This window comes from Pseudoalteromonas arctica A 37-1-2 (assembly GCF_000238395.3).
In the GTDB taxonomy this organism is placed as follows: Bacteria; Pseudomonadota; Gammaproteobacteria; order Enterobacterales; family Alteromonadaceae; genus Pseudoalteromonas; species Pseudoalteromonas arctica.
Window position 1 is genome coordinate 218,665 of sequence record NZ_CP011025.1, and the last position, 14,792, is coordinate 233,456.

Genomic DNA, 14,792 nt, shown 5'->3' on the forward strand with positions numbered 1-14,792 from the left:
GAGATTTTTGCAGTTAAGGCATTACCGTACGGCTAATTGGATTTTGTAGAGAAATAAGTGTTTCTGTTGACTGAATGGCTTCTATTGCCTGTATTTTATTAATCAGCACATCTTGTAAGTGATCAATGGACTTTGTCATTACCTTTATAAATATGCTGTAGTTACCTGTTGTGTAATAAGCCTCTACCACTTCCTCCAATGCTTCTAGCTTTATAAGCGTTTGCGGGTAATCACGTGCGTTATTTAAATTAATGCCTATAAAGCAGCACACATCGTAGCCCAGCTGTTTAGTATTAATCGTTAATTGCGTTCCTGTAATGATCCCTGCTTGCTTCATTTTTTCAATTCTTACGTGAATTGTCCCTGCGCTTACATTAAATCTTTTTGCTAATTCGGCATACGCAGTACGGGCATTTGCCATTAACGCATGAAGTATCTGTTTATCGAGATTATCGATTAAATAATTTTCCATTATATATTTGTCATAAAATTATCGAATATATGCTTTTTATACCACTTAATTGATGGTTTTTATATATTAAAGCTATTTTTGTTATGGGATGTTGAATTAATCCTTTAAATCGTTACATTAACTTCATTAAGGGCGTTAATTAGATCGCTTTTTATCAATTAAGCAAGTAACAATAACTGGGAATGAGGCCAATTATTATGAGTTCACACTATGTGCAGCAACAGCAGCAAATAAGTAAAGTTAAGCAATTTTTTTCACAACAACTAGAAACCCAACTTGGGCTGGTTGAGGTTCAAGCCCCAATTTTGGCTAAGGTTGGCGACGGCACGCAAGATAACTTAAGCGGCCATGAAAACGCAGTTGCTGTAAATGTGAAAGCGATTACAGATAGCCGCTACGAAGTGGTGCATTCACTGGCTAAGTGGAAACGCAAAACACTAGCAACTTATGGCTTTAGTGTTGGTGAGGGTATTTACACTCAAATGAAGGCTTTGCGCCCAGATGAAGATTCATTAAGTCCTATTCATTCTGTATATGTTGATCAGTGGGATTGGGAAAAAGTAATTAACGAAACCACAGAGCGTTCGCTGGCAACACTAAAGCAAACTGTTCAATCTATTTATAAAGGGATAAAAGAGACAGAGACTTTTGTAAGTGAGTCTTATGGTTTAACGCCTTTTTTACCGGACGACATTAAGTTTGTGCACAGTGAAGAGCTACGTAAAATGTACCCTGACTTTAGCGCTAAGCAACGCGAAAAAGCCATTGCACAAGAATATGGTGCTGTATTTTTAATTGGTATTGGTGGCGCGCTTGGTGATGGCAAAATCCATGATGTAAGAGCCCCAGATTACGATGATTGGTCTACGCCAACATGCGATCAATACATGGGTTTAAATGGTGATATTTTAGTATGGAACCCAGTACTTGAAGATGCATTTGAAATATCATCAATGGGTATACGTGTAAGTCCTGAGGTTTTAAAAGCGCAGTTAAGTACAACTGGAGATGAAGACCGCTTAGAGTTTGATTGGCATAAAGCGCTACTACAAAGTAAATTTCCGCAAACGATTGGCGGTGGAATAGGGCAGTCTCGCTTGGCTATGCTATTGCTACAAAAGCAGCATATTGGCCAAGTACAAGTGGGTGTATGGCCGCAGCAAACACATGCTGAGGTAAGCGGTCTACTTTAAATGTGAATTAATTTGAGTGCTCAATAGAGCACTCAGTTATTAGCTTGTTTTGAACTCTATTTCAATTTTATTATTTAAAAGTTTAACGTTGCACGGAGGGTAATTGCGGATTGTTTTAAGTACTTTATCAAAAATATGAATCTCTACACCTGAGTGCAAAACAGAATTTACCGCTAAATTAGCGTCGCTAAGTAAATCGTGTAAGTCGTGATCTAAGTTTGAAAGACGTTTTTCTAACTGCTCAGCTTGCTCGCAATAATGTTTTTGAGTAGCACCAATTTTAGTTATGAGTAGATTCCTCTTTTCTACATCAGCTACTAAACTTGTTTTCTCTAGCGCGGTTTGAAGTGTATCTAATTGCTCGTCTGTTTTAGCTAAATCTTTAAAGCAATTATCAGTATCAGCGGTTATTTCAGCGCCAGAAGCCGCTAGGTTTATAATCATTTTAGCGCCTGACTCATTCCCTATTTCGCCAGCAATGAGAGTTGTTGCGTCAAGTATTTCGCCACCAAATATTTTACCCTTAGGTAAGTCTGATTGACCAACTTGCAGTAAGCGTTTAGCTTTCATTACACAGTGGCTCGTTTGACGCTCAATAAAAATATTATTTGCTTCTAGGTAGCAATACTGTGAGTGAGATACATGAATATCACCCAGCGCAATTAGTTTGCAAGAAAGTGATTTACTATCCATTTTTTGATGGCCAATAATACCTTGTTTAACCGTGATGTTTCCGCCTGCGGTAAGCTCACCTGATTCAACCGTGCCAAATATAGTAATATCGCCTTTGGCAGTTACTTTCATCCCTGGGTCTATATTGCGAGTAACAATAACACTGCCCTGAAAGTCAATATGACCGCTTTTTACATCTACATCTGAAATGGTAAAAATATCGTCGACACGCATACCATTATTAATTTCAACCGGAACACCAGCAATAGTAGAGACTAACTCAAGCGGATTCATTTTTGATATTTCAGTACCTTCGCCGGCGACTAATTGTTTATTTTCTCCGGGTTTTGCGGGCAGTATGTCACCTATTACGGTAAAGCCTTCTTTACCGGGAGTTGCTGGTTGCTGGCGAATAAGCACAGAGCCAGGTTCTACGCTTGCAAGCTTGCCAAAGTCGCGCATATCCACACTACCATCTTCTTTGAGCTTGGGTGCTTTTAAACGGTCTTTTAAAGTCTCTACGGTTGTTATTAGTTTGGTTGCTAAGCCATCACTTGGGAGTCTGCCTTTAGCTAATATACCTTTAACTAAAGAACCCGCTGGGTTTTCAAATTGCTTTTGCAGTAACTGCTCTAAAAAGGCTTGTTTATAGCCACGAACAATTCCTGCTTTAACGAGTTGTTTTTTTGCATCTTCTAAGCTTAATAATTTACCACCTTGGGCAAGCGTTAACTCGCCAATGGCTAGCATTTTGTCGTCGCTAATAGTTACGTTTAATGCAGCATTGTGCTTACTTGCAACAACGAGTGGCTGACTAGAATTTTCATTTTTGAAAAAGTCATTAATAGCGTCATGATCGATTTTACAGTCGCAAAAAGCTGACTTTTCGAGAGCCTTTAAAATAAATGCAGCGCTGGGAGGAATATGTTCTTTTACATCAAGTAAAACATTTCCATTATTTGCAAGCTTAAACACGAGTTAATCCTTTTTCACTACTTAAGTTAAGTTTGTTTTGTAAAACACAACTACAGATTGCTAGAAATTTACTTTTGAGTCAAGAAGTCAGATAAAACGAAGTGCGGAGCGAAAATAAAGGCTATAGAGAAGCTCTATAGCCTGTAATACTTAATTGGTAGAAGGTAATTCCATTATTCCGTCTATTTCAACTTGTGCACCCTTTGGTAGTGCACGAACACCTAATGCAGCTCTAGCTGGGTAAGGTTGTTTAAAGTATTGGCTCATCACCTCATTTACAGTGGCGAAGTTAGATAGATCAGTTAGGTAAATATTGATTTTAACTAAATCGTGAATTTTTCCGCCTGCTTCTTCACATACCGCAGCAATATTTTTAAATACTTGATGCGTTTGCTCGCTAAAATCTTCTGAAATCATTTCCATCGTTTCTGGAACTAATGGAATTTGACCAGATAAATAAACAGCAGTACCTACTTTAACTGCTTGGCTGTAAGTGCCAATAGCTGCAGGTGCTTTGTCGGTAGAGATAAATGCTTTATTCATGTGTTTCCTATTTTATTTTTTACGATAGACTTTTTGTACATCAGGCATAACGCGAATGCGGCGCATAATGTTAGCAACGTGGATACGGTTTTTAACGGTAACCCCTAAATCTATCACGTATAAATTACTTTCTTTTTCATCGGTGGCAATTTCGACAATATTGGCTTGGGTTGTAGCGACAACATTGGTTAGCTTAGCTAACGCGCCTTGATGGTTAATAATTTCAACTCTCAGAGCTGCAATATATTCTTTTTCTGGGTTATCGTCCCATTTTACAACTAAGTATTTAGAACGCTCATTTTCCCAACCACGAATATTTTTACATTCTTGGCGGTGAACGGTCAGGCCCTTACCTTGGCTTATATGAGCCGTAATGGCATCGCCTGGTACAGGTCGGCAACACTTAGAGTAATTCACTAACATGCCTTCAGTACCAATAATGGTCGCTTTAGCTTGGCTTGTTATATCAGTTAAATCGTCATTGTCATTTTGCAATAAGCGCTTGGCAATTAACATACTCATTAAGTTACCAGAGCCAATTTCTACAAGTAATTCAAGAAGCGTAGTTAGTTCGTGCTCTTCAAGTACTCTCGCTATATTTTCATCAGCAATGCTATCTAGTTTGTTTTCGCCTAATGCCGAATCAAGTAAACGACGCCCTAAAAGCATAGCCTCTTCATGATGCTGGCTTCTAAGGTAATTACGAACACCTAAGCGTGCTTTACCAGTAACAATAAAGTTTAGCCATGTTGCATTAGGGTGGGCACCTGAGCTTGTTATTATCTCTATGGTTTGCCCTGTATCTAATGGCCTACTTAAAGGATGTGGCTTGCGATTAACGCGAGCGCCTACACAAGTGTTGCCTACATCAGTATGAACAGCATACGCAAAATCGACTGCGGTAGCGCCCATTGGTAGCTCAACAATACGACCATCAGGTGTAAATACGTAAATTTCTTCTGGGAATAGCTCAGTTTTTACGTTTTCAATAAATTCAAACGATGAACCCGCACTTTGCTGAAGCTCTAATAAGCTTTGCATCCATTGGCGAGCACGTTGCTGCGAAGTATTACCGGCACCATCACCTGATTTTTTATACATCCAGTGCGCCGCTACACCTTTGTCGGCCATCTGATCCATATCGTGAGTACGAATTTGAATCTCAACAGGTATTCCGTGTGGGCCAACTAATGAAGTATGAAGCGATTGGTAACCATTAGTTTTAGGCACTGCAATATAGTCTTTAAAGCGTGTTTCTATAGGCTTATAAAGACTATGAGCCACACCTAATACGCGATAACACGTATCCATAGAATCAACTGCAATTCTAAACGCGTAAATATCCATAACTTCGTTAAATAGCAGTTCTTTATTAAGCATTTTTTTATAAATACTATATAAATGTTTCTCACGGCCTGACACAGTCGCTTTAATGCCTGACTCTTCAAGACGTGCTTCTATTTCATGTTGGATATTAGTGATAACTTCTTTGCGATTACCACGTGCTTTAGCTACTTCAGATTTAAGTGCGCGATGACGCATAGGATATAAAGCTTGAAAACCTAAGTCTTCAAGCTCATTTTTAATATCGTGAATACCTAAGCGGTTTGCTATTGGCGCGTAAATCTCAAGCGTTTCACGTGCTATTCTGCGGCGCTTATCTGGGCGCAGTGCCCCTAAAGTACGCATATTGTGCGTTCTATCAGCAAGCTTGATTAAAATAACTCGAATATCCTGAGTCATTGCCATAATCATTTTGCGGTAGTTTTCAGCTTGGAATTCTTTTTTATCTTTAAAGCTGAGCTTATCGAGCTTACTTACACCTTCAACGAGTTCTGCCACAGTTTCGCCAAAAATTTCGGCTAAATCTTGTTGGCTAAAATCAGTATCTTCAATTACATCATGCATTAGCGCGGCCATGAGCGTTTCATGGTCAAGATGCATGCCTGCAAGAATTTGGGTTACTTCTACTGGATGAGTTATGTAAGGTTCGCCACTTGAGCGAGTTTGTCCTTCATGGGCCTCTCGGGCTACCACGTAAGATTTTTGAACCAGCTCTACATCAGCAGCGGGCAAGTATTCTGAAATTTTCTTTTTAAGACCTTCAAAAAGATACATTCACACTCCAATGTTCTAGTGAAGCAAATTAGGTAAGCTACGAATATACGATGAAATGAAAGGATTGCCAACGGCTATAGTAGAAATACTGCGCCGTTGGCTAAATCAGACCGGGAGGTCGATTATTGGTTGCCACCAACAATGGCAGCAACAGCAGCTAATTCTGCTGCTTCTTGGTGTTGTTGTTCTTCACGGTCAATTAAGTCCATTGAAGCGCTATCAACTAAACCTAATTCAATTTCACGTAAAGCAACTACCGTTGGCTTATCGTTTTCAGGGTCTACTAGTGGAGTTTTACCACCAACAGCAATTTGGCGGGCACGACGAGCCGCAACTAAAATTAAGTCAAAACGATTACCAACTGCATCTACTGCATCTTCAACTGTTACGCGGGCCATCACAGCACTCCAAAAATAATTTAAAAGCAAAGACGTAGTTTACTCCAAGGAGCCACTTTCGCCAATAGCCAGTGTTCAATTTTTATCAGTTTTACTTGCCTAAGCCTAATTTAAGTAGGCTTAAATTATTTAAGCAGACTATTTAGTAAAACTTGATGACGATCTTCTTGCGCTTTTAGTGTTAAGCGTTGAGCCATTACAATCATTTCTATGTCGCCAAGTGCGCTCTCAAAGTCATCATTAACAATTACAAAGTCGTATTCGTTATAATGTGATGTTTCAGATTGTGCTTTTGCCATACGAGAGGCAATAACTTCAGCCGAATCTTGGCCACGGTTATTTAAGCGTTGTTCTAATTCTTCTTTTGAAGGCGGTAGAATAAAAATAGTTTGTACGCTTGGCATAATTTTGCGCACTTGCTGAGCGCCTTGCCAATCAATATCTAAAAACACATCAATACCCGCATCAAGTTGCGACTCAATAGCCTGCTTTGATGTGCCGTAGTAATTATCGAATACTTGAGCCCATTCAAAAAAGTCATCTTTGGCAATAAGCGCTTTAAATTCGTCTGTAGATACAAAGTGATAATGCACGCCATTTTCTTCACCTGGGCGAGGGGCGCGAGTTGTATGTGATACAGATACTTTCATGTCAGCGTGTTTTTTTAATAACGCATTGATTAAGCTTGATTTACCAGCACCAGAAGGGGCTGACAAAATAAATAAGTTACCGCGAGTTTGTGCCATGTTTTTCTCTACCTAAAAATAAACAGGCTTGGGTTACAAGTAAGCCAAGCCTTTAATTAATTATATTGTACTTTAATTAGCTCACCTTGCTCAAGTTAGTCGTACTCATGTTGGTCATGTCCAAATTGGCTTGGGAGTATTTTGCTAAGTTAGATTTTAAATAAAATTGCAGTTTAAAATTGTCAACGGAACTAGCCGCTAGATATAAGTATTTGATAAGGTGAAGTATCACCTATTAAAGGAGCCTTTATGCTTAATAAAACCTTATTTACCGCACAACAAGTAAGAGATAGTGAAGCTTTAGCGGCTAAAAATAGTCATTGCGATTTATTTACCCTAATGCAGCGAGCAGGAGAGGCTGTATATAAGCAATGGCAGCTATTTGATGCACAGCATACATTAGTCATTGTTGGCCATGGTAACAATGCTGGAGACGGTTACATTGTAGCTAGGCTGATCAAGCAATCAGGTAAAAATGTAACAGTATGTGCTGCTGAACCCGAAAAAACATTAAAAGGTGATGCTGCAAAAGCGCAGCAGCTATGGGTAGAAGCGGGTGGGGTGGTTTTTCATTTTACAAAAGATGCTCTTAATGAGTGCGATATAGTTATTGATGCGCTCCTTGGTACTGGCCTTAAAAACGCAGTGCGCGATAATTTTGCGAATATAATAAAAGCTGTAAATAACAGTGATAAGCCCGTAATAAGCATTGATATTCCATCAGGCATTGAAGCAAATACAGGACAGCCTTTAGGGTGCGCAGTACAAGCGACTTCAACCGTTACTTTTATAGGTATAAAGCAAGGGCTCACAACGACGGCAGGTAAACAATATAGCGGTAAGTTAGTATTTGATGATTTAGCAATTGGTGATGCGTTTACTTCTATCGCTCAATCTTCAGGAACCCTTGTTAATATCAATAGCTTTAAAGGAATAGCCACGCGGGCAATCAATAGTCACAAAGGAAGCCACGGTAAACTTTTATGTGTTGGTGGCAATCAAGGTACTGCAGGTGCAATTAGGTTAAGTAGTGAAGCAGCTCTTAGAACGGGTGCTGGCATGGTAAGAGTGTATACACACGAAAGCTCAATAACGCCTATTAGTATTGGCAGACCAGAACTTATGGTAAGCAGTAATAACTTACATCAAGCGCTAGAGTGGGCAAGCTGCGTTGTTATTGGCCCAGGGCTTGGGCAAGACGAGTGGGCACAACAAACATTCGATGAAGTAATGCAATATTGCCAAAACAATAAAATGCCATTGGTTATAGATGCAGATGCCCTTAATTTACTGGCTAAGCAAGCTTCATCATACACGTTAGAGCAATGCGTACTTACTCCACATCCCGGCGAAGCTTCGCGACTGCTAAGTGTTAGCACCAGCGAAATCGAATCTGATCGTTTTAACTATGCTCGTCTTTGCTCCAAGCGCTATACCGCGACTTGTGTATTAAAAGGCGCGGGAACATTAATAGATAATGCCCAGCACACGTGGGTATGTGAAGATGGCAACCCGGCATTGGCCGTTGGCGGCAGTGGCGATGTACTTACTGGTATTATTGGTGCCTTACTTGCTCAAGGTTTAACTATTGATGAAGCAGCACGCTATGGTGTAACACTGCATGCTAAAGCCGGTGATATCGCAAGTGAGCGAGACGGGCAAAGGGGAATGCTACCCAGTGATTTATTCGCAATTGTAAGAGAGTTAGTTAATAAAGTGACGTGAGTTTAAGCGTCACTCAACTATCAGTGTTCGGCTTTAAATTGTGGAACGTTATTGCACCCACTAAAAAGCATACACCTACATAAAGCCAAACACTGCTCGCTATAATATTCCACGTATCGGCTCGTATTAATGCAGGGATAATTATTAAGCTTCGTATGATACACAAGGTTGCAATAGCAATTAAAGCGGTTCTAGTAAGTACTATGTTACGCACTAAGCCGATTGCTGATAAGGCAAATGCAGTACAGGCAAACATGAGCCCAGCTATTGCAATACTACCTAAAGGCGCAAGGAATGTACCTTGCTGTGATGATTCTATTATTTGTATTGGGGCGCGAGCAAATATAAACCAACTAGTGCCACCCCATATACTAAGTAAATGCCATGCAGCCGCTGCAGATGCAATAACTCCCGCACTTAATAAAAATTTTGCTTTTATATTTAACAGCATTTTATCTCACTGATTATTAAGCTGCAGTAAATCCCATTTTGTACCATATAAGTCTTCAAAAACCACTACCGGAGTTTTTCAAGTTAGTTGTCGCATCAAGTTAAATTTTATGCCGCCCGCATTGCTTCTTTTTTTTCTGGATTTAAATTTACTTCATTGATCATTGTCCAATCTCGAGATTTTCCTGACCAACGACTTGGGTTCTGTAATTTCGCCATTTCATTTACCTGATGACGTTTCGCTAGTATCGCTTTATCTAATCCTAAATGACGCTGGTTTGGCGTGACAAATTTAATACCGCTGTGCAAGTGCTCATCGTTGTACCAATCAACAAATCCGCTAACCCACTTTCTTGCGCTACCCATGCTTTCAAAGGCTTTCTCAGGGTATTCCGGGCGATACTTTAACGTCTTAAATAGCGATTCAGAATAAGGATTATCATTACTCACAGACGGTCGGCTAAATGAAGGAACAATACCTAACTCCTGCAATGTCGCTAATAACGTTGCCCCTTTCATTGGACTGCCATTATCCGAGTGCAGTGTGACTTGCTCAGGCTTTACCTGCTCTCGCCTGCAAATATCTACCATTAAATCAGCCGCCAGTGTGCTTAGTTGTGTGTCATGAACCTGCCAACCAACTATTTTTCGACTATAAATATCCATCACTAAATATAAGTATAAAAACTGACCTTTAACAGCTGTTGGCAAATACGTGATATCCCATGTATAAATTTCGTTTACACGTGTTGCCCTGAGCGCTTTTGGCTTTTTTATCTTTTTATTTGGTTTAACTTTTTCTCTGTGTGTTAATAATTTATGCGATTTCATAACGCGATAAAACGAGCTTTCTGATGCTATCCACACATCTTTATCCAATAGTTTAGGGACTATCTTGCTGGGTGGTAAATGTCCATATTCTATTGAATTAACAGTCTTAATTATACGCTGTTGCTCTAATTCAGTTAGCCTGTTAGGTGGTCGCTTTATCGTACTTGTTCGCTTATCTGTCATATCATCAGCTTCAATCCAGCGTTGAATTGTTCTTGCCGTTAGACCAAGTAACTCACATGCTTTTTCTTGCCTTGCCCCTGATTTCTGCGCGTCGGTAATGAGCTTTATCAATTCATGACGCTCAGTTGAGCTGGTTAATCGTCCTCGTTGAAACCCCAGAGCGCATCGGCTTTTTTTTTGAGTACGAGTAAGGCGGCTGTTTCTGCTAACGCTTTGTCTTTACGATTAAGCTCTTTTTGAAGCTGCTTAATTTCTTGTTTGAGCTGTTTACTGTCTGATTTTACGGGCTTCGTTGAAGGCCCTTTAGCAAAATTTTTCTTCCACTGCTCGATATGATGTGGGTAAAGCCCTTTACTACGGCAGTATTCATTAACGGCTGTGTCATCCAAACGTCCACATTCAATAATTGCGTTAAGTCTTTCTTCAAGATCCCAGTCTTGTGGTCGTTTTTCTGATGTCATTTGGCTGCCTGTATAGTCCGTTTCAAGTTCATGGTTTTTAGCAAGCGCTATCCAACGTTGCAAGGTTGAATAACCGATGCCTAAATCAAGTGCAATATCTTCTAGGCGAACATCATCACATTGAGATAATGCTTTTTCAACAGCTTGAACTTTAAATTCTTGTGTAAATCGACGTCTCATTTTATCTGCCTCTATTAAAAGTTAGAGGCGACAACTATCCTGACACAGGGGGCTACGGTGCCATAGGGTTCTACTCTAGGCTCTTCGTTAAATGTAACGCCTTTAAAAAGCATTAAATTATAATCTCGCCAAAAGTCATTGGTATGCAAAAATAAAAACACGCGACCACCCGTTTGATTACCAATAGCACTTATCTGTTCGGGCGTTGTGGCTTTAGCAAGCAGTAGATTAGTCCTGCTCGAATTAGTCCCATTTGAACAAGTCCCGTTTGAATTTGGAGGTGAAATTAACACCCAGCGTTTACCCTCTCCTAAATCAGTATCCTCAACTAATTCAAAATTTAGCTTTTGAGTATAAAACTCAACGGCATCGTCGTAGTCTTTAACAACTAATGCAATGCTGCCGATATGCTGTTGAACGTTAGTCATGTTTAGCTCACTCCGTACTATTAAATAAATGTGCTTTTTATCATATTTAGTAAACGATTACGCAGGGTATATGCCCGCAGTATGCAACTTAGTTATAGGTATAAATTAAACAGTATCAATCTGCTTTATAATAAAAAGCAAAACCCAGCTGAGGCTGGGTTTACTTTAAATCGATTTTTTAGTACTAAGTGCATAAAGTGTTTATCTGTGTAATTCACCAGCACGTTCTGGTTGATAGGTTACTTCTTTTATTTTTACCTTTATTAAGCCGCCACTCGGTTTAGGCCACTCAATTTCGTCGCCTTGGTTTAGCCCAAGTAATGCGCTACCAACAGGTGATAATATCGATATTTTATCGCCGCTAGAGTCACTGTTCTTTGGGTACACCAAGGTTAACGTAAATTCTTCTTTAGAAGACTCAACAATAAAGTTTACAGTTGAGTTCATCGTTACAACTGACGATGGCATATCTTTAGGTTCGACTATTGTAGCTCGTGCCAGTTCAGCTTCCAATTCTTCTTTATTAGCAAAGCTACCTGCAGGCAATGATTCCATTAAGTCATACAATCTATCTGCATCGAGTGATGAGATGATCAGTTCAGGTTTTTTATTCATCTTAATATCCTTAATAATTTTTAATAAATAAAATTAACTCTGAGTATGGCTTGGCATGCATTTAAGAAGCAAAGGGATACGCGAAGTCATTTTATTAATTAGCCACACCTGTGGCTTTTACTTTATTTGTGCCCAATAGCTAAAAACCCAGCCGAAGCTGGGTTTTTATTTGAGCTAGGTGTTTAGGGGATGATTTACATCATTCCGCCCATACCACCCATTCCGCCCATGCCACCCATATCAGCGCCACCAGCTTCATCTTTTGGGATTTCAGCTACCATTGCTTCAGTAGTGATCATTAGACCCGCAATAGACCCTGCAAACTGTAATGCAGAGCGTGTTACTTTAGTTGGATCTAGGATACCCATTTCAATCATGTCGTTGTATTCGCCAGTTGCTGCGTTGTAACCAAAGTTACCGTCGCCGCCTTTAACTGCGTTAATTACAACTGATGCTTCTTCGCCAGCGTTAGTTACGATTTGACGAAGTGGTGCTTCCATTGCACGAAGTGCAACTTTAATACCGTGGTTTTGATCTTCGTTGTCGCCAACTAAATCTACCAGCTTGCTAGCTGCACGTACAAGTGCAACGCCGCCGCCAGGTACTACGCCTTCTTCAACCGCTGCACGAGTTGCATTTAATGCATCTTCAACGCGGTCTTTTTTCTCTTTCATTTCCATTTCAGTAGCAGCACCTACTTTGATTACTGCAACACCGCCAGCTAGTTTAGCCATGCGCTCTTGTAGTTTCTCTTTATCGTAGTCTGATGTTGCTTCTTCGATTTGTGCTTTAATTTGTGAAACACGACCGCTAATACCCGCTTCTTCACCAGCACCATCAATGATTGTTGTATCATCTTTAGTGATAATTACGCGCTTAGCTGTACCTAGGTCTTCAACTGTTGCTTTTTCAAGCTCTAAGCCGATTTCTTCAGAAATTACAGTACCGCCAGTTAATACAGCGATATCTTGTAGCATTGCTTTACGACGGTCGCCAAAACCAGGTGCTTTAACTGCTGATACTTTAACAATACCGCGCATGTTATTAACTACTAATGTAGCTAGTGCTTCGCCTTCAAGGTCTTCTGCGATGATTAGTAGTGGTTTGCTTGCTTTAGCAACCGCTTCTAATGTTGGTAATAATTCGCGGATGTTAGATATTTTTTTATCTACAAGTAGAATAAATGGGTTATCTAGTTCAACAGTACCTTTTTCTGGGCTGTTGATAAAGTAAGGAGATAAGTAACCACGGTCAAACTGCATGCCTTCAACAACATCTAGTTCGTTTTCAAGTGATTGACCTTCTTCTACAGTAATAACACCACTGTTACGGCCTACTTTTTCCATTGCTTGTGCAATGATGTCGCCAATCTCTTTATCAGAGTTAGCTGAAATAGTACCTACTTGTGCAATTGCTTTAGTATCAGAACAAGGAACAGATAACGCTTTAAGCTCTGCAACAGCAGCAATAACTGCTTTGTCGATGCCGCGCTTAAGATCCATTGGGTTCATGCCCGCTGCAACAGCTTTAAGGCCTTCATTAACAATAGACTGTGCAAGTACTGTAGCGGTAGTTGTACCATCGCCGGCTGCATCATTTGCTTTAGATGCAACTTCTTTAACCATTTGTGCGCCCATGTTCTCAAACTTGTCTTCAAGTTCGATTTCTTTTGCTACAGATACACCATCTTTAGTGATAACTGGTGAGCCAAATGATTTATCTAGTACAACGTTACGGCCTTTAGGACCTAATGTAACTTTTACTGCGTTTGCCAGGATGTTTACGCCAGTTAGCATTTTAGCGCGTGCGTCACCTGCAAAAAGTACTTCTTTTGCTGCCATGTTTTAAATTCCTCTAAATTCTTAAATGTTTATAAACGAAAAGTAGGTTTAGCCTACAATGCCTAAAATATTATCTTCACGCATGATCAGGTACTCTTGACCTTCGATCTTTTCAACTTTTTCAACATATGAGCCAAATAACACAGTGTCACCGGCTTTAACTTCTAACGCTCTCACGTCACCGTTTTCTAAAACGCGACCATTACCTACGGCTACAACTTCTCCGCGAGTTGATTTTTCAGCTGCAGAGCCAGTTAATACAATACCGCCAGCAGATTTTGTTTCTTCTTCTAGACGTTTAACGATTACGCGATCTTGTAAAGGACGAATGTTCATGTTTTTTAGTTCTCCTAACAGTTTCTGAACAGTACAGAAAAAAGCTTTTCTAATTTGCATTCATTAATGGGGGTAGAGTGAAAAATTCCAAGAGAAAAAACGATAAATTTTTAATCTTTTCGCTCATATTCACCATCAATAGTGGTTGGTCGTTCCATTTGCCCTTGCTCTCGTTCAGCATGTTGCTGCCCAGCAAACGGCGATGGCCCTTGTTGCATGCCTGCGCTCATTCTAACAGTTGCTTGGCTAGCAAGGCCTGCAGCCAATTTGTTACGAATTGCAGGGGTTAATAATAGTAGCCCAAATACGTCAGTCATAATGCCAGGAGTAAGGAGTAATACACCTGCAATTACAACGCATATTCCGGTAAATAATTCTTTGGCTGGCATTTGCCCTTGCGCCATTTGCGCTTGTACGTTTTGCAGCGCACCCATACCTTGTGTTTTAACCATTTTGGCACCTAAAATCGCAGTAATAACAACAAGTGCAATTGTTGCAAATCCGCCAATCACGTCGCTTACTTGAATCAGCAAAGCGATTTCGATAATAGGGATGATAATAAACAACACAAATAAAAATCTAAACATAGCGCTCTCTAAATAATGACACTCAAAAGAGTTGATGA

At 40.0% G+C, this 14,792-nt stretch carries 15 protein-coding genes; 2 read left to right on the forward strand and 13 right to left on the reverse strand.

The genetic code is table 11. From position 1 onward, the window contains the following. Positions 1 to 13: 13 nt before the first annotated feature. Positions 14 to 472, reverse strand: a complete 459-nt coding sequence (gene asnC, locus PARC_RS00995; protein ID WP_002958822.1) for a transcriptional regulator AsnC — start codon at positions 470 to 472, stop codon at positions 14 to 16. Between the two features lie 197 nt (positions 473 to 669). Between asnC and asnA the strand changes: the two genes are divergently transcribed. Further along, positions 670 to 1,665 carry an aspartate--ammonia ligase gene (asnA, locus tag PARC_RS01000; RefSeq protein ID WP_010554820.1) on the forward strand — a complete coding sequence of 332 codons (996 nt, stop codon included), beginning with the start codon at positions 670 to 672 and terminating at the stop codon, positions 1,663 to 1,665. Positions 1,666 to 1,704: 39 nt separating this feature from the next. Here the strand turns inward: asnA and PARC_RS01005 are convergent, their stop codons facing one another. The 5 genes from PARC_RS01005 to gmk all read right to left on the reverse strand — a co-directional run bounded on the left by PARC_RS01005 (position 1,705) and on the right by gmk (position 7,117). Next, positions 1,705 to 3,312 (reverse strand): flagellar assembly protein A, encoded by a 1,608-nt coding sequence (locus PARC_RS01005; RefSeq protein WP_010554821.1) that lies wholly within the window; start codon positions 3,310 to 3,312, stop codon positions 1,705 to 1,707. 150 nt (positions 3,313 to 3,462) lie between these two features. Beyond that, positions 3,463 to 3,855, reverse strand: coding sequence for a deaminase RidA (gene ridA / locus PARC_RS01010; protein WP_007580015.1), 393 nt, complete (start codon positions 3,853 to 3,855; stop codon positions 3,463 to 3,465). 12 nt (positions 3,856 to 3,867) lie between these two features. After that, complete coding sequence (gene spoT, locus PARC_RS01015; RefSeq protein ID WP_007580016.1) at positions 3,868 to 5,973, reverse strand: bifunctional GTP diphosphokinase/guanosine-3',5'-bis pyrophosphate 3'-pyrophosphohydrolase; 2,106 nt, start codon at positions 5,971 to 5,973, stop codon at positions 3,868 to 3,870. Positions 5,974 to 6,095: 122 nt separating this feature from the next. After that, positions 6,096 to 6,371 (reverse strand): DNA-directed RNA polymerase subunit omega, encoded by a 276-nt coding sequence (gene rpoZ / locus PARC_RS01020; RefSeq protein ID WP_007378835.1) that lies wholly within the window; start codon positions 6,369 to 6,371, stop codon positions 6,096 to 6,098. A gap of 125 nt (positions 6,372 to 6,496) precedes the next feature. Then, complete coding sequence (gmk, locus tag PARC_RS01025) at positions 6,497 to 7,117, reverse strand: guanylate kinase (RefSeq protein WP_010554822.1); 621 nt, start codon at positions 7,115 to 7,117, stop codon at positions 6,497 to 6,499. A gap of 249 nt (positions 7,118 to 7,366) precedes the next feature. On the opposite strand from gmk, the gene PARC_RS01030 reads away from it, so the two are divergent. Next, complete coding sequence (locus PARC_RS01030) at positions 7,367 to 8,842, forward strand: bifunctional ADP-dependent NAD(P)H-hydrate dehydratase/NAD(P)H-hydrate epimerase (RefSeq protein ID WP_010554823.1); 1,476 nt, start codon at positions 7,367 to 7,369, stop codon at positions 8,840 to 8,842. A gap of 13 nt (positions 8,843 to 8,855) precedes the next feature. On the opposite strand, the gene PARC_RS01035 is transcribed toward PARC_RS01030, so the two are convergent. The 7 genes from PARC_RS01035 to PARC_RS01065 form a co-directional block, all read right to left on the reverse strand. Continuing rightward, on the reverse strand, positions 8,856 to 9,293 hold the full coding sequence (locus PARC_RS01035; RefSeq protein ID WP_010554824.1) for a hypothetical protein: 438 nt from the start codon (positions 9,291 to 9,293) through the stop codon (positions 8,856 to 8,858). Positions 9,294 to 9,400: 107 nt separating this feature from the next. Continuing rightward, positions 9,401 to 10,947, reverse strand: a protein-coding gene (locus tag PARC_RS01040; RefSeq protein WP_096058044.1) for an IS3 family transposase whose coding sequence is annotated in 2 segments (ribosomal slippage) — positions 9,401 to 10,488 and positions 10,488 to 10,947 — 1,548 coding nt in all. Because the reading frame shifts where the segments join, the coding sequence is not laid out codon by codon here. Positions 10,948 to 10,961: 14 nt separating this feature from the next. Next, on the reverse strand, positions 10,962 to 11,375 hold the full coding sequence (locus PARC_RS01045) for a VOC family protein (RefSeq protein WP_010555032.1): 414 nt from the start codon (positions 11,373 to 11,375) through the stop codon (positions 10,962 to 10,964). A gap of 201 nt (positions 11,376 to 11,576) precedes the next feature. Further along, a complete protein-coding gene (rnk, locus tag PARC_RS01050; protein ID WP_010555031.1) occupies positions 11,577 to 11,990 on the reverse strand; it encodes a nucleoside diphosphate kinase regulator in 414 nt (137 codons plus the stop codon). Positions 11,991 to 12,184: 194 nt separating this feature from the next. After that, complete coding sequence (gene groL / locus PARC_RS01055) at positions 12,185 to 13,831, reverse strand: chaperonin GroEL (RefSeq protein ID WP_007580030.1); 1,647 nt, start codon at positions 13,829 to 13,831, stop codon at positions 12,185 to 12,187. A 48-nt stretch (positions 13,832 to 13,879) separates the two neighbouring features. Continuing rightward, positions 13,880 to 14,167: a co-chaperone GroES gene (locus tag PARC_RS01060; RefSeq protein ID WP_007580032.1), complete on the reverse strand. Its 288-nt coding sequence runs from the start codon at positions 14,165 to 14,167 to the stop codon at positions 13,880 to 13,882. Between the two features lie 110 nt (positions 14,168 to 14,277). After that, on the reverse strand, positions 14,278 to 14,754 hold the full coding sequence (locus PARC_RS01065; protein ID WP_007580034.1) for an FxsA family protein: 477 nt from the start codon (positions 14,752 to 14,754) through the stop codon (positions 14,278 to 14,280). Positions 14,755 to 14,792: the final 38 nt, after the last annotated feature.